Origin of the sequence: Rhodococcus sp. PD04 (genome assembly GCF_035918275.1) — a bacterium.
Taxonomy (GTDB): domain Bacteria; phylum Actinomycetota; class Actinomycetes; order Mycobacteriales; family Mycobacteriaceae; genus Rhodococcus; species Rhodococcus rhodochrous.
In genome coordinates this window covers 1,889,327-1,905,003 of sequence record NZ_CP142143.1, presented here as the reverse complement: position 1 = coordinate 1,905,003, position 15,677 = coordinate 1,889,327, and the positions used below count along the sequence as shown (strand labels likewise).

The window sequence follows — 15,677 nt, the reverse complement described above, 5'->3', positions numbered from 1 at the left end:
TTCACGCCGTCGCGGACGCCTCGGGAGCCCGCACTGCGAGCAGCGCCACCAGGCCCGCGCCGAGCACGATCAGCAATCCCACGATGCCCGCGCGGTCGGTGCCGAACCACCACGCGAAGAACCCGAACAGCGTCGGCGCCAGGAACGACACCGCGCGTCCCGTCGTCGCGTAGAGACCGAACATCTGTCCCTCCCGTCCCGGCGGGGTCAGTCGCGCCAGGAAGGTGCGCGCCGACGACTGGGCGGGGCCGACGAACAGGCACAGCACCAGACCGAAGATCCAGAACATCGTGGGACCCGAGACCACGAGCAGGACGATGCCGGTCGCGATCATGGCGACCAGCGAGCCCACGATGACCGCCTTGGGCCCGACCCGGTCGTCGACGCGTCCGGCCACCAGTGCGCCCACCGCGGAGACGACGTTCGCGGCGACACCGAAGATCAGCACGTCGCCCGCTCCGATCCCGTAGACCGTGACGGCGAGGACCGCGCCGAAGGTGAAGACACCGGCGAGACCGTCCCGGAACAACGCCGACGCCCCGAGATACCAGATGGTGCGACGATCCGCTCGCCACAACTCCGTCAGGTCGCGCCACAGCACGCGGTACGACTCGACGAAACCGGCGCGGCGGGCGACGTCGCCACGCGCGACCGGCTTCTCCGGGACGGCGAGGAGCACGGGCACGGCGAACACCGCGAACCACACGGCCGCGAACAGCGCGACGAGCCGGATGTTGGTGCCGTCCTCGGTGGGCACCCCGAGGAAACCGCGGGTGTCGCCGTCACCGGCGATGAACCCGGTGTAGCACAGCAGCAGAAGCACGATGCCGCCGAAGTAGCCCATCGCCCAACCGAAACCCGAGACCCGGCCGATGTCGTCCGGCGTCGACACCTGACGCAGCATCGAGTTGTACGGCACCTGCGCGAGCTCGGCCATCACGGACGTCACGCCGAGCAGGACCAGGCCGAGCCACAGATAGTGGTAGTCGTCGCGCACGAAGTACATCGCAGCCATCGCCGCGACGGTGACCGCGGTGAGAATGCCCAGCGACCACTTCCGTCGCCCGGCCGCGTCGTACCGCTGACCCGACACCGGGGCGGTCACGGCGATGACGAACCCGGCGATGCCGAGCGACCATCCGAGCCAGGTGCTCGCCGAGATCCCACCCGGCAGGTCGTCGCCGACCGCGTCGGTGAGATAGACGGAGAACACGAACGTCAGGATCACGGCGTTGAACGCCGCGGAACCCCAGTCCCACAGACCCCACGAGACGACCTGACGACGTGTCGTGGCCTCCCCGGCCCCGCTCGCCGTGTCCGTGAACGCATTCATGCCCCGGAGCCTAGGCTTCCGGAGCTGCGGTGGCATGGAACGACTCCGTCGCGCGGCACCGAACGACTCGGCCCCATGGCCGGGGCGGGCCCGGTCGCCGCTCCCGAGCCTGCCGCTACGCTGACCCACTGTGACTCTGCCGAATCCCCATCCCGATGCCCGTGCCGTCGTCACCGGAGCGTCCTCCGGCATCGGCGAGGCCCTCGCAACCGAACTCGCCGCCCGCGGCCACTCGCTGATCCTGGTCGCCCGTCGCGGAGAGGTGATGGAGGCCCTCGCCGAGACCCTGCGCGCGAAGCACGGCGTGACCGTCGAGGTGCGCGCCTGCGATCTGTCCGACCGCGACGCACGGACGCCGCTCGTCGACGAACTCGGACGTCGGCGCATCAGCATCCTGTGCAACAATGCCGGTATCGCCACCTTCGGCGCGGTCGCCGAGCTCGACGCGGCCTACGAGCGGGCACAGGTCGAGCTCAACGCCGTCGCCGTCCACGACCTCACCCTCGCGGTGCTGCCGCAGATGGTCGAGCGGAACTCCGGCGCGATCCTCATGGTGGGTTCGGCCGCAGGCAACATGCCGATCCCGAACAACGCCACCTACGCCGCGACGAAGGCGTTCGTCAACACCTTCTCCGAGTCCCTGCGCGGTGAGCTCAAGGGCACCGACGTGCACATCACGCTGCTCGCCCCCGGCCCGGTGCGCACCGAGGAACCCGACCCGGCCGAGGCGTCGATCGTCGACAAGCTGGTCCCGGACTTCCTGTGGATCTCGAGCGAACACACCGCGAAGGTGTCGCTCGACGCGCTCGCTGCGAACCGGATGCGCATCGTGCCCGGTGTGATCAGCAAGGCCATGTCGGCTGCCGGTCAGTTCTCGCCGCGGTCCATCTCGGCCCCGATCGCCGGCGCGTTCTACAAGAAGCTCGGCGGCAGCTGACGGGCGACCGCCCAACGAATCGTTCCTTCACCGCCTTCGGCGGCGTCCTGTGCCGAAGAGGCTCCGGCCGATCTCCCGGCCGGCCGCGGACGCCGCCGAGCGGATGAAGCTGCGCACGGCTTCGCTGCCGAGCACCTGCTCCACGACCGACGCCCCGGCATCGTCCGGCGCCTGCGACGGCATGTCCGGGATCGGTTCGACGTCGGTGGCCCCGACCACCGACGCGGTGAGCTTCTCGTAGGCCGATTCCCGGTCGATGGTGCGGCCGTACTTCCCGTAGAGCGGGTTCGCTTGCGCCGACGCACGCATCGCGCTCTCCCCCACTGTGCCCATCAGCGAGCGCGGCGGTCGCAGACGCGTCCAGGCGACCGGTGTGGGGGCGCCCAGCTCGGACAGGACCGTCACGATCGCTTCCCCGGTCCCCAAACCGGTCAGAGCGTCGGCGAGGTCGTAGGCGTCGGTCTTCGGGAAGGTACGCACGACCTTCGCGAGCGCCGCCTCGTCCTCGGGGGTGAAGGCGCGCAATGCGTGCTGGATCCGCGCTCCCAGTTGTGAGAGCACGCTCCGGGGGATGTCGGTGGGCGACTGCGTACAGAAGACCACACCGACGCCCGTGGACCGGATGAGCTTCACGGTCTGTTCGATCTGTTGCAGGAACGCCTTCGACGCATCGGTGAAGAGCAGGTGCGCCTCGTCGAAGAAGAACACGAGCCGCGGTGTGTCGACGTCGCCGACCTCCGGTAGCGACTGGAACAGGTCGGCGAGCAACCACATCAGGAATGTCGAGAACAGCGCTGGTCGGGTGGCCTCGTCGCCGAACTCGAACAGGTTGATCGTGCCCTGACCGTCGATCACCCGCAGTAGGTCCTCGACCTCCAGTTCGGGTTCGCCGAAGAATCCGTCCCCACCCGCGTTCTCGAGGTTGACGACCGCGCGGAGGATGACGCCGGCGGTCGCGGGCGACACGGCGCCGAGATCGGCGAGTGCGTCGCGCCCTTCGTCGCTCGTCAGGTGCCGGATCACCTGCCGCAGGTCGGCGAGATCGAGCAGCGGCAGGCCGTGGCGGTCGGCCCAGTGGAAGATCAACGCGAGAGTGGACTCCTGAGTGGCGTTGAGCCCCAGCACCTTCGAGAGCAGGATCGGCCCGAACGAGGTGACGGTGGCGCGGACGGGGATACCGACCCCGTCGGTACCGAGCGAGTAGAAGGCCACGGGATGCCCCGTGGGCGTCCAGTCCTCGTCGCCGGTGTCGGCCGCGCGGTTGAGCACCGCATCGTCGGGCTCGCCGGCGGCCGACAGGCCCGACAGGTCGGACTTCACGTCGGCCATCACCACCGGCACCCCCGCCGCCGACAGTTGTTCCGCCATGACCTGCAGCGTCTTGGTCTTGCCCGTGCCGGTCGCACCGGCGACCAGCGCGTGACGATTCAGAGTGGCGAGCGGGATGCGCACCGGCGCGTCGGGATCGGCGACGCCGTCGAGCACGACGGCGCCCAGTTCCAGCGCCTCGCCGATCACTTCGTACCCGGCCGCGATGGTCGCGGCGGTGATCTCCGGCTTGTCGGTCATGCTCGCCCCCTCCGGCCTCGACCTCGCCCACCGCGACGGTACCGGGCCGTCGAACCCACGGAAGAACCATTCTTATCGGATGCCAGAATTGTCGCATTACAGTGATTCCGCTCACAACAGCAGCGGCAAGGTTTCCCGGCTGGTACACCGCATTGACCTGCACGTTCCCTACGAGAATCTGTGCCGTCGACGACGTGAGGATCGTTCGCAAAAACAACGACGTGTGCTAGCAACGAACTACGCGACATATTCCACGAACACAGGAGAAACACATTGACGCCCAAGATCGCCATTCTCGGAGCAGGTCCCAGTGGACTCGCACAGCTGCGTGCTTTCGAAGCAGCCCGAAAGGCCGGTCTGGAGCAGATCCCCGACATCGTCTGCTACGAGAAGCAGCCCGATTGGGGAGGAATGTGGAACTACACCTGGCGCACGGGACTCGACGAGCACGGTGAGCCCGTCCACGGGAGCATGTACCGCTACCTGTGGTCCAATGGCCCGAAGGAATGCCTCGAATTCGCCGACTACTCCTTCGAGGAGCACTTCGGACGCCCCATCCCGTCGTACCCGCCGCGCGCCGTCCTGCTCGACTACATCATGGGTCGCGTCGAGAAGAGCGACGTGCGCAAGTACATCCGGTTCAACACTGCAGTGCGGTGGGTCGAGTGGTCCGACGAGACGCAGAAGTTCACCGTGACGGTGATGAACCACGACCGGGGCGCGCTGGAGTCCGACGAGTTCGACCACGTCGTCGTCGCCACCGGACACTTCTCCACCCCGCAGGTCCCCCACTTCGACGGTCTCGACCGGTTCCCCGGACGTGTGTTGCACGCCCACGACTTCCGTGACGCCCGCGAGTTCACCGGCAAGCGACTGCTGCTCGTCGGCAGCAGCTACTCGGCCGAGGACATCGGAACGCAGTGCATCAAGTACGGCGCCGAACAGGTCACCTTCAGCTACCGCAGCGCACCGATGGGTCACGACTGGCCCGAGCAGTTCTCCGAGGTGCCGTTGCTCACCCATGTCGACGGCAAGGTCGCCCACTTCCGTGACGGCAGCACCCGCGAGGTCGACGCCATCGTGCTGTGCACGGGGTACAAGCACCACTACCCGTTCCTGCCCGACGAACTCGCACTGCGCACCAACAACCGGCTCTACCCGCGCGACATCTACAAGGGCATCTTCTTCCAGCGCAACCCGAAGCTGATGTACCTCGGTGCGCAGGACCAGTACTTCACGTTCAACATGTTCGACGCCCAGGCCTGGTACGCACGCGACTTCATGCTCGGCCGTGTCGACCTGCCCGACTGCGACACCCGCGAGCAGGACATCGACCACTGGCGGGCACGTGAGGAGAAGCTGTCGTCGCCGGTGGAGGAAATCGACTTCCAGGCCGCGTACATCCGCGATCTCGTCGACCGCACCGATTACCCCGAGTTCCACGTCGAACGCCAGGGGGAGGTGTTCAAGCAGTGGAAACAGGACAAGAAGCGCGACATCATGGGCTACCGCAACAACAGTTACCCCTCGACGCTCACCGGCACCGTCGCTCCGCCGCTGCCGGCACCGTGGATGGAGATCCTCGACGACTCCCCCGAGTCCTTCCTGCGGCACGACTTCACCGCTCCGGACGCGGCCGCGGAGCGCGGGTCCACCGCCACCGAAGTGAGCACAGAGGGCCGGACCCTCGACCGGCAGCACACCCCGGCGGCACGTCGTCCCACCCGCCCGGCCGCGCCGCGCACCGTCGCCGTGAAGGCATGACGGTGCACATTTCGTCCCGGACCGTCGACGCCGCGCCTCGTGGGTGCGGCGTCGATGGATAGTCTGTCTGTCGTGCAGGACAAACTCGTATGGATCGACTGTGAGATGACGGGGCTGCGTCTCGGCAGCGACAAACTGATCGAGATCGCGGCTCTGGTCACCGACAGTGATCTCAACGTGCTCGGCGAGGGCGTGGACATCGTGATCCACGCCGATGACGACGCCCTCGCCGACATGCCGGAGGTCGTGCAGCAGATGCACGAGCGGTCCGGCCTCACCGAAGAGGTGCGCCGCTCGACGGTCAGCCTCGCCGAAGCAGAGAAACAGGTCCTCGCGTACATCCGCGAGCACGTCACCGAGGCGGGCACGGCGCCGCTGGCCGGCAACTCCATCGCGACCGACCGCGCGTTCATCACCCGCGACATGCCCGAGCTCGACAACTACCTGCACTACCGCATGGTGGACGTCAGCTCGATCAAGGAGCTGTGCCGGCGCTGGTATCCGCGCATCTACTTCGGTCAGCCGGAGAAGGGCCTGTCGCACCGGGCACTCGCGGACATCAAGGAGTCGATCCGCGAACTGCGTTACTACCGGCGCACGGCCTTCGTGGCACCTCCCGGCCCCACTCCGGCCGATCTTGCAGCCGTCGTGAAGGACCTGGGACCGGCCTGACCAGCCGATTCGTCTTTTTCGTCTTCGTCAGGCTAGTATCTGTACCGCAGGCGCAAGCGACCGAGAGGTTGCCGGCGAATGCGATGGTGAGTGTAGTTCAGTTGGTAGAGCACCAGGTTGTGATCCTGGCTGTCGCGGGTTCGAGTCCCGTCACTCACCCCGAAGAGAGCCCCCGATCGGATTTCCGATCGGGGGCTCTCTCGTTCCCGGAAGAATTCTCACGCACAGCGGTTCCTCACACGCAGGGCTCCTCACGCGCAAGGCTCCTCGCGCGCTGAACCGGGGTTCGCCGCCGCTGCAGCGCGCGCAAGGCCCGGTTCGGGGCGCGAAGGCCGGTCTATTCGAACGAGCGCGTCACGAACGCGTCGACGTCGGCCCGGGAGCGCTCGACCGTTGTGTAGTGCCCGGCCACGTAGACGCGGTAGTCGACGTCTGCCCCTGCGGCCTTCATGTCGGCGGCGAGCGCTGCGGACAACGGCAGCGGAACCATCACGTCGTGGATGCCGTGCGCGAGGAAGACCGGCCGGTCGTAGCCGTCCGCCGGGGCGGCGAGATAGTCGGCCAGCAGCGCCGGCATCGGCCCCTCGGCCAGCGGGCGCGCGAGCAGCTCCCCGACGGGGATGTCGCGCACCGATTCCTCGAGATCGTCGTAGCAGAGCTCCTCGGCCCGATCGACGACCTCACGGCCGGTCGGGGTCAGGTAGCCCTCGACGTCGGCCTCGGGGTAGGCGTCGCGCAACCCTGCGAAGATGTACCCGCTGAAGCTGACGAGGCCCCACAGTCCCGGATCGGGGAAGCCCGGGACGCCGATCGTGAAGGCCCGTTCGAGGTTCGCCGGGGCACCCGTCGCGACCGTTCCGCGGAAGTCGAGTTCGGGAGCGCGGGAGGTCGCGATCGCGGCGGTGTGCAGCGCCGCGTGTCCTCCCTGCGACTGCCCCATCACGATCCAGCGCTCCGACAGCGGCGCCCCACCGTCGCGGGCGGCCCGGACGATGTCGACGATGCTGTTCGCGGCGCTGGGGCCGTCGAGATAGCGGTGGAGACCCTCGGAGCCCAGACCCGGGAAGTCGGCGGAGACGACCGCGTACCCGGAATCGAGCCAGTGCTGCAGATAGGTCCGCTCGAGATCGGAACGCGGCGTGCGGGTCGTGAGCGCGCAGTCGTCGCCCACGCCGGTCGTGCCGTGCGCCCACGCGATGACGGGCCAGCCACCCTCGGGGGCATCACCCTCGGGCAGGAACAACGCGCCCGTGGCGACGGTCGGCTCCCCCGACCGCCACTCGGTGGCGTACTCGAGCTTGGTGGCGGTGGCGGCACCGGGCAGCGACAGTTCGTCGGGCAGCGGCTGTTGCGAGATCACCGAACCCGGTGCCGGTGGGGTCGACGATGCGACCGGCGAGGCCGCAGCCCCTGCCGGTGTCAGCGCCGCGAGCAGCACGGCACCGCAGCAGGCAGCACGCAACCATCTCCCCCGAACGGCCATCGATCCCCCTTCACCCGTCATGCCGCAGCGTTGCCGGCCTTCCATGTCGACCACGGGATGTTCCAGTCACCGAGTCCGTCCGTTCCGGAGAGGGTGCCGCCCACGGTGTTGCGGACCACGACGATGTCGCCGCGCTTGGTGTTGTCGAAGATCCACTTGGCGTTGGCGGGGCTGAGGTTCAGGCAACCGTGGCTGACGTTGCGCACGCCCTGGTCGCCGAGCGACCACGGCGCGGAGTGGAAGAAGATGCCGCTGTAGGACATCCGCGTGGCCCACTCGACCGGCGTACGGTAGCCCTGCGCCGAGTCGGCGGGGACCCCGTAGGTGGACGAGTCCATGATCATGTCCGCGAACCGGTCGCCGATGATGTAGACGCCGTTCGGGGTGGGCGAGGAATCCTTGCCGAAGGAGGTCGGCATCGTGATGACGTCGACGCCGTTGCGGTTGACGGTGACCTGCTTGGTCGCATCGTCCGCAGTGATGACCACCGCATCGCCGATGGTGAAGGAGGAGTGGACGTCGGACTGGCCGAAGAGACCGTCGCCGAGATCCTTGCCGTAGACGTTCACGTCGACCGTGATGGCGGTGCCGGGCACCCAGTAGTTCTCCGGCCGCCACCGCACCTCGCGGTTGTTGACCCAGTAGAAGGCGCCCTCGACGGGCGGGTTCGTGGTGACGGTGATGGCCGCCTCGGCCGCGAGCCGATCCGGGATGTTCTCGTCGAACTGCACGGCGATCGGCTGGCCGATACCCACGATCGAACCCTCACCGGGCAACACGTAGGGCTGGGTGAGATTGGCCGGCGACGAGGTGGTGAAGGCCGCCGTCGACGTGGTCGCGCCGCCGAGCCCGTACGCGACGGTCTCGAGCGTGTAGGAGCGGTTGTAGCCGAGCGGTTCGGTGTTCACCCAGGTGAGTCCGTCGTCGGCGAGTTCGCCCTGCACCGGCTCCCCTGCAGGGTTGAGTAGGGTCACCGAGTCGAGCTTGCCGTTGACCACCGAGACCGTCACCGGGTCGATCGGCGAGAAGCCGACCGATCCGTCGGTGACACTCGACGACACCGTCGGCTTGATCAGCGCCGCCACGGGATTGGAATCGATGGGCACTTCTTCGGCGCCCGTTCCCGAACCGCCGGCGCATCCCGTGACGAACGCAACAACGCCGACGACGATCACTCCGAGGATTCCCCGTACCCGACGACCCCGGGGGTTCCCCGCACTCGACTCCGTCACTTCCATACTCCGATCCCGCCTCCCCCAAGGCACCGAAAACGCACGTCATAACACCGAACACGATGATGCCAGCCTCTCTTGCGGCCGACCCGACGCGACTCCCCCGTACGTCGGTAACGTTCGAATGACAATCGCTCCGACCGTCCGATCCGTTACATCCACAACCTTACAGAAAACATTCTGACCAGCCGATTTGGCGCGTCGCGCGACGGTGTGTAATGTTCTTCTCGTTGCTGGGACGGCATCCCGGGAACAGATCGTCAAGCGCCATTAGCTCAATTGGCAGAGCAGCTGACTCTTAATCAGCGGGTTCGGGGTTCGAGTCCCTGATGGCGCACAACACGAAGGCCGGACACCCAGTGTCCGGCCTTCGTTCTGGCGGTGACACCGTCCTCCGCGTCGCCCGGCGACGACCGGGAGACCCATCGCCACGCGCCATTAGCTCAATTGGCAGAGCAGCTGACTCTTAATCAGCGGGTTCGGGGTTCGAGTCCCTGATGGCGCACAACACGAAGGCCGGACACCGGAAACGGTGTCCGGCCTTCGTCGTTCGCGGCGGTTCCACCCCCCCGGAACGAGGAACACCCACGCCGGGTCGGCGTGGGTGCCCTGTGTGCAGCCGGGGATCAGCGCATGATCCTGCGCAGTACCAGCAATCCGACGACCGTGCCGGCCGCGATCGCCGCGTACTTCTTCACCTGCGGCTGGTTCACCTTCGCGAGGATGGTCTGCTTCGTGCTCGCCACCAGATTCTTCGGGTTGGCGCGGACGCTCAGTTCGTCGAGTGTGCTCGCGAGCTGATTGCGGGCCTTCTCGATCTCCCGCTCGATGTCCTCGGTGTCCCTAGCCACGTGTCCTCCAGAAGGTCGCTGCAGTGTGCTGCGACCACGGTAATGGACGCGCGCCGGGAATGGCTGCACGGTCCACTACTGTCGCCTCCATGACCGAGAACAGCAGACTCGCCCCCGGTGATCCCGCACCCGATTTCACCCTTCCCGATGCCGACGGCAACGAGGTGTCGCTGTCGGACTATCGCGGACGCAAGGTCATCGTGTACTTCTACCCCGCCGCGAGCACCCCGGGATGCACGAAGCAGGCGTGCGACTTCCGCGACAGTCTCGCCGAGCTGAACGAGGCAGGCCTCGAGGTGATCGGCATCTCGCCCGACAAGCCGGCCAAGCTCGCGAAGTTCCGCGACGCCGAACAGCTGACCTTCCCGCTGCTGTCGGATCCCGAGAAGACCACCCTCCAGGCGTGGGGCGCCTTCGGCGAGAAGAAGATGTACGGCAAGACCGTCACCGGCGTCATCCGCTCGACCTTCCTCGTCGACGAGGACGGCAGGATCGAGGTCGCGCAGTACAACGTCCGCGCGACCGGGCACGTGGCGAAGCTGCGCCGCGACCTGTCCGTCTGACGCCCGGCGCCCCGTCCGGCAGCGTTACCGCGGCGCCAGCGAGGTCAGCAGCAGCGCCTCGGCCACGGCGAGATTCTCGATCTCGGTGGGGTCGACGCTCTCGTTCGGCGCGTGGATGACGCAGCGCGGTTCCTCGACGCCGATCAGGGCGATCTCGGCCCGCGGCACGGCGCGTTGCAGCGCGGTGCACAGCGGGATCGATCCGCCCTGACCGGCGGTCCCGACCTCCCGGCCGTAGGCGGCCTCGAGCGCCGCGCGCAGTGCGGCGTAACCCGGACCGTCCGTCGCCGCCCGGAAGGGTTCGCCGAGGACGTCGCGGTCGATGCGCAGGTGCGCTCCCCACGGCACGTGGGCCTCGAGATGGGCGACGAGCGCGTCCTGGGCGGTGCGGGCGTCGATGCCGGGCGGCACGCGCAGGTTCAGGCGTGCGGACGCGCGTGGCACGACCGCGGCGGCCGATCCGACCACGGGCGGGGCGTCGATCCCGAGGACGGTCAGTGCCGGTCGCGCCCACACCGCGTCGGCGACGGTTCCGGAGGTGGGGAGCGAAACACCGTCGAGCACGCCCGCGTCGGCGCGGAAACGGTCTTCGGGATAGGGCACACCGTCCCAGGTCGCGGTGCAGTCGAGTCCGTCGACAACGGTGTTGCCGCGCTCGTCGCGCAGGGTGCCGAGCAGATGGATCAGCGCGGCCAGCGCGTCGGGTGCCGCTCCCCCGTACATCCCGGAGTGGATCTCGCCCTTCAGTGTCTCGATGTGGACGTCGACGTTCGCGATTCCCCGCAGCGTCGTGGTGAGGGTGGGCCGGCCCACCTCGGCGTTGCCGCTGTCGCCGATGACGATGAGATCGGCGTCGAACAGTTCGGGTCGTTCGGCGACGAGGTGGTCGAGTCCGGCGCCGCCCATCTCCTCCGAGCCCTCGATGACGATGCGGACACCGACGGGCAGTGGGCCGTCCGCACACAGCGCCCGCAGCGCCAGCAGGTGCATGACGACGTTGCCCTTGCAGTCGGCGGCGCCGCGGCCGTACCAGCGGCCGTCCCGTTCGGTGAGCGTGAAGGGCTCGCTGTGCCAGAGCGATTCGTCGCCGGGCGGCTGAACGTCGTAGTGGCTGTAGAGCAGAACCGTCGGGGCGCCCTCGGGTGCGGGCGTGTGTCCGAGTACGGCGAGTGAGCCGTCGACCGTCTCGATCGTCTCGACGTTCTCGATTCCCGCCTCGGTGAAGGCATCTCGCACCCAGTTCGCCGCACCGACGCATTCCTCCACCGGGAACTGGCGCGGATCCGCGACGGAACGGAACGCGACGAGCCGCGCGAGATCGTCGCGCGCGGCCGGCATCGCCTCCCGGATCCGCTCGCGGATGCGCTGCGTCGCGTCGGTGTCTGTCGCTGTCATGATCCGTCCTCCGCACGTCGGATGAGTACGTCGATTCCGTCCAGCAATCGTTCGAGACCGAAACGGAAGTCCTGTTCGTGCCATACTGCCTCGTCGTCGGCATCGCTCCCGTCGGGGTCGAACGCGCCGCCCTCGACCGCCGCCAGCACCGAGGGGTACTTCTCGGGATCGAGGATGCGCCGCAGCATCGCCGGGGTGTCGGACGGGTCGTCCGCGACATCGGTTCCGAGTTCCCACGAGAAGCGTGCGCGACCGATGGCGTAGAGCGAGATCATGGTCACCACCTGCACCTTCGCAGGCTCGTCGAGTGGGGTGGCGGACAGCGCGCCGAGTCCCGCGTCGAGCCAGAGCAGGTTGTTGGGATAGTACGGCGCCGTGCGGATCGGGTACTGCGTCAGCCACTTGTGCGCGCGCAGACTCCGGTACTCGGCCATCGCCCATGCCTCGAGCCGTTCCCGCCAGTCGCCTCCGGCCGGTAGCTCGGGGGGCGACCCGATGGCGCGGTCCCACGCGAGTTCGACGAGCTGGTCCTTGTTGCTCACGTAGCGGTACAGCGACATGGTGGTGAAACCCAGTTGCTTGGCCACCCGGCTCATCGAGAGCGCTTCGAGCCCTTCGGCGCCCGCCACCTCGATCGCCGCATCGAGGACCTGCTCGAGCGTGAGTCCCCGTCGCGGACCCCGGGTGCCGGTATCGCTCAATCCCCATGCCAGCTGCACACTCTGCGGCAGCGGATCGCCGGGCTCGGGACTGCTCATGCTCCTCCAGATTTCGGGTCTTGCCGCCATCCTAAAACTGTGTACGCTATACACATCGGTATATGGCATACACAGTTAGGGAGATGTCATGACTCGTCCCGTTCCCGCCATCGACGTCCGGGGCCTACGCAAGTCGTTCGGCCCGACCACCGTTCTCGACGGCGTCGACCTCCGGGTCGACACCGGATCCGTCTTCGCACTGCTCGGCGCGAACGGCGCCGGCAAGTCCACGACCGTCCGCATCCTGACCACCATGTTGCGCCCCGACGCGGGCACCGTCACCGTGGCCGGCCTGCCCCTCCCCGCCCGCGCCCACGCCGTGCGCGAGAACATCGCACTCACCGGCCAGTACGCCGCGATCGACGACGTCCTCACCGGCACGGAGAACCTCCGTCTCGCAGCGCGCCTCGCGCACCTGCCGTCGGCCGCGATTCCCGGTCGCGTCCGTGACCTGATCGAACGTTTCGACCTCGCGCACGTCGCCGACCGTCGCGCCGGCACGTACTCCGGCGGCACGATGCGACGCCTCGACATCGCCATGAGTCTCGTCGCGTCCCCGCAGGTGTTGTTCCTCGACGAACCCACGACCGGGCTCGACCCGCGCAGCCGCCTCGTGATGTGGGAGGCGATCCGCGAACTCGCCGACGACGGCGTCACCATCTTCCTGACCACCCAGTACCTCGAGGAGGCCGACCGGCTCGCCGACCGCATCGCCGTCCTCGACGGCGGGCGGATCGTCGCCGAGGGCACACCCGACGAACTCAAGTCGCTGGTGCGCGGCGGCTATCTCGAACTGCGCTTCGCCACCGACGCCGACCTCACCCGTGCCGCGTCGGTGCTCGACGGCGAGATCGACCGGGCAGCACTGACACTGCAGGTCCACACCGACGGCGATCTGCCCCACGTCGCCACCCTGCTCGAACGCCTCGCCGCCGAGGCGGTCCCCGTCGAGAAGTTCGGGCTGCACTCCCCCACCCTCGACGACGTCTTCCTCACCCTCACCGGCTCCACCGACGAAACGAAGGTCGTCCGATGACACTCCTCGCGCACCCCACCCCGCTCCGCTTCGCCGCGCGCGACCACGCCGCCGTGACCGGCCGGAACCTGCGGCGGATGCTCCGCAGCCCCGACGCACTGCTCATGGGCCTCGCACTGCCGGTCCTGCTGCTCGTGTTGTTCGTCTACGTCTTCGGCGGCGCGATCGACACCGGCACCGACTATCTCAACTACGTCGTGCCCGGCATCGTGCTGCTGTCGGCCTCCTTCGGGGCGGCACAGACGGCCGTCGCGGTCGCCTCCGACATGCACCGCGGCATCGTCGACCGGTTCAGGTCCATGCCCATCGCCCGGTCGGCCGTGCTCACCGCGCACGTCGTCGCGAGCCTGGTCCGCAATCTCGCCAGCACCGTCGTTGTGTTCGTGGTGGCCGCACTCATGGGATTCCGGCCCGACGCCCACCTCGTCGAATGGGTGGCCGCCACGGGTGTCATCGCGTTGTTCGTCCTGGCGATCTCCGCCGTCTCGGCCGCGCTCGGGATGCTCGCGGGCAATGACGAGGCCGCGAGCGGGTTCACCTTCCTACTGCTCTTCCTCCCCTACGTGAGCAGCGCGTTCGTCCCGCCCGAGACGATGCCCGGATGGCTGCGCGGTTTCGCCGAACACCAGCCGGTCACCCCGGTGATCGAGACCGTCCGGGGACTGCTCACCGGCACCGGGATCGGGTCGTCCGCGATCGTCGCGATCGGGTGGTGCGCGGCGTTCACCGCGATCGGCCTGGTCGCCACCACAGCACTGTTCCGACAGCGGACCGCGCGCTGACCTGTGGCTGCCCGGTTTGTGACACTCTGACTCACAACAAGTATTCGGGAAAGCACGGACGTCCGGCTAGCCTGGGCGCGTGGAGTCAGCAACGAACGGCCGCCGCGCCCCGCGCCGGATCGATCCGGCGCTCGAGGTTCAGGCCGAGCCCCAGGAGCTCGTGCCGCGTCGGCGGCCCACCCAGGAGCGGAGCCGCCGCAAGTTCGACGCCCTGTTGGCCGCCTCGCGTGAACTGCTCACCGAGGTCGGCTTCGAGTCGTTCACCTGTGAGGAGGTCGCGTCCCGCGCCGACGTCCCCATCGGCACGCTCTACCAGTTCTTCGCCAACAAGTACGTGATCGTGTGCGAGCTCAACCGGCAGGACCTCGTCGGCGTCCAGAGCGAACTCGCCCAGTTCAACGGCAAGATCCCGTCCGTCGACTGGTTGCGCTTCCTCAACAGCTTCGTCGACCACCTCGCCGGACTGTGGACCACCGATCCGTCCCGCCGCGAGGTGTGGCTCGCGATGCAGTCCACCCCGTCCACCCGGGCCACCGGCGCCATCCACGAACGCGAGTTCGCCGAGCAGGTCGCGCGGATGCTGGCACCGCTCACCCCGGACACCCCGCGGCCGCGCCGCAAGCTCATGGCCGAGGTGCTCGTCCACATCGTGTACTCGATGCTCAACTTCTCGGTGCAGGACGACCAGACCCACGCCGACGCCGTCGTGGAGCTCAAGCGCATCATGGTCGCCTATCTGCAGATCGCCGAACAGGACTCACGTGCCCAGGCCAAGCGACGCAAGCGCCGCGAGGAATCGGCGCGAGCCGATCTGCAGGAGGCCGACACGGATCAGGCCGAGGAAGCTCCCGCTCCCTCGGCCTGAGTCCCCACATCTACTACGTACTTCGGTCGTCGACCTCGTCGAGGACGACGAATGCGCCGGCCATGTCACCGTCATGGGTCAGCGACACATGGATCCGGACGCCGGTCAGCTTCTCGGCGACCTGCCGGTGCAGCCGGATGCTCGGGCGACCCCACGCGTCCGAGACCACTTCGATCTGCTGATGGATCGTCTCCGGTAGGACCGGGGGGCTCCCGAACAGCGACGCCGACCACGCCTTGATCACCGCCTCCTTCGCCGCCCACCGGGCGGCGAAGTGACGGGCGGGATCGGAGCTGCGGGTGTTCGCGTCGCGACGCTCGCCCGGCGTGAAGTTCGCCAGCATCGTCGTTCCCGTACGACTCAGCTGTTCCGCGAACTCCGGCACCGACACGAGGTCGAACCCGACACCCGCAACTCCCATTCCGGTACTCGTCCGT

The 15,677-nt window shown here is 68.1% G+C and carries 15 protein-coding genes and 3 tRNA genes; 10 read left to right on the top strand and 8 right to left on the bottom strand.

Annotated features, from left to right (window positions below; translation table 11 throughout):
- Position 1: 1 nt before the first annotated feature.
- Complete coding sequence (locus U9J23_RS08775) at positions 2-1,333, bottom strand: MFS transporter (protein ID WP_272266439.1); 1,332 nt, start codon at positions 1,331-1,333, stop codon at positions 2-4.
- A gap of 130 nt (positions 1,334-1,463) precedes the next feature.
- Here U9J23_RS08775 and cmrA point away from each other — a divergent pair, with 130 nt between their 5' ends.
- Entirely contained in the window at positions 1,464-2,270 is an 807-nt protein-coding gene (gene cmrA / locus U9J23_RS08770) for a mycolate reductase (RefSeq protein WP_326602329.1), read from the top strand.
- Between the two features lie 27 nt (positions 2,271-2,297).
- Here cmrA and U9J23_RS08765 read toward each other — a convergent pair whose 3' ends face one another.
- Positions 2,298-3,839, bottom strand: a complete 1,542-nt coding sequence (locus U9J23_RS08765) for a helicase HerA-like domain-containing protein (protein WP_059383947.1) — start codon at positions 3,837-3,839, stop codon at positions 2,298-2,300.
- Between the two features lie 273 nt (positions 3,840-4,112).
- Here U9J23_RS08765 and U9J23_RS08760 point away from each other — a divergent pair, with 273 nt between their 5' ends.
- The 3 genes from U9J23_RS08760 to U9J23_RS08750 all read left to right on the top strand — a co-directional run bounded on the left by U9J23_RS08760 (position 4,113) and on the right by U9J23_RS08750 (position 6,434).
- Positions 4,113-5,603, top strand: coding sequence for a flavin-containing monooxygenase (locus U9J23_RS08760; RefSeq protein WP_059383948.1), 1,491 nt, complete (start codon positions 4,113-4,115; stop codon positions 5,601-5,603).
- 72 nt (positions 5,604-5,675) lie between these two features.
- Entirely contained in the window at positions 5,676-6,275 is a 600-nt protein-coding gene (gene orn, locus U9J23_RS08755; RefSeq protein ID WP_024100533.1) for an oligoribonuclease, read from the top strand.
- A gap of 86 nt (positions 6,276-6,361) precedes the next feature.
- Positions 6,362-6,434: transfer RNA gene (locus U9J23_RS08750), tRNA-His, on the top strand.
- Between the two features lie 178 nt (positions 6,435-6,612).
- Here the strand turns inward: U9J23_RS08750 and U9J23_RS08745 are convergent.
- The gene (locus tag U9J23_RS08745) at positions 6,613-7,758 is read right to left on the bottom strand and encodes a lipase family protein (RefSeq protein ID WP_085468276.1); all 1,146 of its coding nucleotides are present in this window, start codon (positions 7,756-7,758) and stop codon (positions 6,613-6,615) included.
- 17 nt (positions 7,759-7,775) lie between these two features.
- Complete coding sequence (locus U9J23_RS08740; RefSeq protein WP_179161674.1) at positions 7,776-8,996, bottom strand: L,D-transpeptidase; 1,221 nt, start codon at positions 8,994-8,996, stop codon at positions 7,776-7,778.
- 258 nt (positions 8,997-9,254) lie between these two features.
- On the opposite strand from U9J23_RS08740, the gene U9J23_RS08735 reads away from it, so the two are divergent.
- Positions 9,255-9,327: transfer RNA gene (locus U9J23_RS08735), tRNA-Lys, on the top strand.
- A 95-nt stretch (positions 9,328-9,422) separates the two neighbouring features.
- Positions 9,423-9,495, top strand: a tRNA-Lys gene (locus tag U9J23_RS08730).
- Between the two features lie 121 nt (positions 9,496-9,616).
- Here the strand turns inward: U9J23_RS08730 and U9J23_RS08725 are convergent.
- A complete protein-coding gene (locus U9J23_RS08725) occupies positions 9,617-9,841 on the bottom strand; it encodes a DUF3618 domain-containing protein (protein WP_059383949.1) in 225 nt (74 codons plus the stop codon).
- Between the two features lie 89 nt (positions 9,842-9,930).
- Between U9J23_RS08725 and bcp the strand changes: the two genes are divergently transcribed.
- Positions 9,931-10,404, top strand: a complete 474-nt coding sequence (gene bcp, locus U9J23_RS08720) for a thioredoxin-dependent thiol peroxidase (RefSeq protein ID WP_059383950.1) — start codon at positions 9,931-9,933, stop codon at positions 10,402-10,404.
- Positions 10,405-10,428: 24 nt separating this feature from the next.
- On the opposite strand, the gene U9J23_RS08715 is transcribed toward bcp, so the two are convergent.
- Together U9J23_RS08715 and U9J23_RS08710 are read right to left on the bottom strand one after the other, a co-directional pair.
- Positions 10,429-11,799 (bottom strand): dipeptidase, encoded by a 1,371-nt coding sequence (locus tag U9J23_RS08715; protein WP_059383951.1) that lies wholly within the window; start codon positions 11,797-11,799, stop codon positions 10,429-10,431.
- Complete coding sequence (locus tag U9J23_RS08710; RefSeq protein WP_229580180.1) at positions 11,796-12,557, bottom strand: TetR/AcrR family transcriptional regulator; 762 nt, start codon at positions 12,555-12,557, stop codon at positions 11,796-11,798. The genes U9J23_RS08715 and U9J23_RS08710 overlap by 4 nt, the downstream gene beginning before the upstream one ends.
- An 88-nt stretch (positions 12,558-12,645) precedes the next feature.
- Between U9J23_RS08710 and U9J23_RS08705 the strand changes: the two genes are divergently transcribed.
- From U9J23_RS08705 to U9J23_RS08695, 3 genes are all read left to right on the top strand, one after another.
- Complete coding sequence (locus U9J23_RS08705) at positions 12,646-13,593, top strand: ABC transporter ATP-binding protein (protein ID WP_272266438.1); 948 nt, start codon at positions 12,646-12,648, stop codon at positions 13,591-13,593.
- On the top strand, positions 13,590-14,375 hold the full coding sequence (locus U9J23_RS08700) for an ABC transporter permease (RefSeq protein ID WP_272266437.1): 786 nt from the start codon (positions 13,590-13,592) through the stop codon (positions 14,373-14,375). Before U9J23_RS08705 ends, U9J23_RS08700 begins: the two co-directional genes overlap by 4 nt.
- A 79-nt stretch (positions 14,376-14,454) precedes the next feature.
- Positions 14,455-15,240 (top strand): TetR family transcriptional regulator, encoded by a 786-nt coding sequence (locus U9J23_RS08695; protein WP_059383955.1) that lies wholly within the window; start codon positions 14,455-14,457, stop codon positions 15,238-15,240.
- A 13-nt stretch (positions 15,241-15,253) separates the two neighbouring features.
- Here the strand turns inward: U9J23_RS08695 and acpS are convergent, their stop codons facing one another.
- Positions 15,254-15,661, bottom strand: a complete 408-nt coding sequence (gene acpS, locus U9J23_RS08690; RefSeq protein ID WP_059383956.1) for a holo-ACP synthase AcpS — start codon at positions 15,659-15,661, stop codon at positions 15,254-15,256.
- Positions 15,662-15,677 lie beyond the last annotated feature (16 nt).

Coding starts and splice junctions, on each gene's coding strand:
- U9J23_RS08775 (WP_272266439.1), bottom strand. CDS start 1,333: ATGAATGCGTTCACGGACACGGCGAGCGGGGCCGGGGAGGCCACGACA.
- U9J23_RS08765 (WP_059383947.1), bottom strand. CDS start 3,839: ATGACCGACAAGCCGGAGATCACCGCCGCGACCATCGCGGCCGGGTAC.
- U9J23_RS08745 (WP_085468276.1), bottom strand. CDS start 7,758: ATGGCCGTTCGGGGGAGATGGTTGCGTGCTGCCTGCTGCGGTGCCGTG.
- U9J23_RS08740 (WP_179161674.1), bottom strand. CDS start 8,996: ATGGAAGTGACGGAGTCGAGTGCGGGGAACCCCCGGGGTCGTCGGGTA.
- bcp (WP_059383950.1), top strand. CDS start 9,931: ATGACCGAGAACAGCAGACTCGCCCCCGGTGATCCCGCACCCGATTTC.
- U9J23_RS08715 (WP_059383951.1), bottom strand. CDS start 11,799: ATGACAGCGACAGACACCGACGCGACGCAGCGCATCCGCGAGCGGATC.
- U9J23_RS08710 (WP_229580180.1), bottom strand. CDS start 12,557: ATGAGCAGTCCCGAGCCCGGCGATCCGCTGCCGCAGAGTGTGCAGCTG.
- U9J23_RS08705 (WP_272266438.1), top strand. CDS start 12,646: ATGACTCGTCCCGTTCCCGCCATCGACGTCCGGGGCCTACGCAAGTCG.
- U9J23_RS08700 (WP_272266437.1), top strand. CDS start 13,590: ATGACACTCCTCGCGCACCCCACCCCGCTCCGCTTCGCCGCGCGCGAC.
- acpS (WP_059383956.1), bottom strand. CDS start 15,661: ATGGGAGTTGCGGGTGTCGGGTTCGACCTCGTGTCGGTGCCGGAGTTC.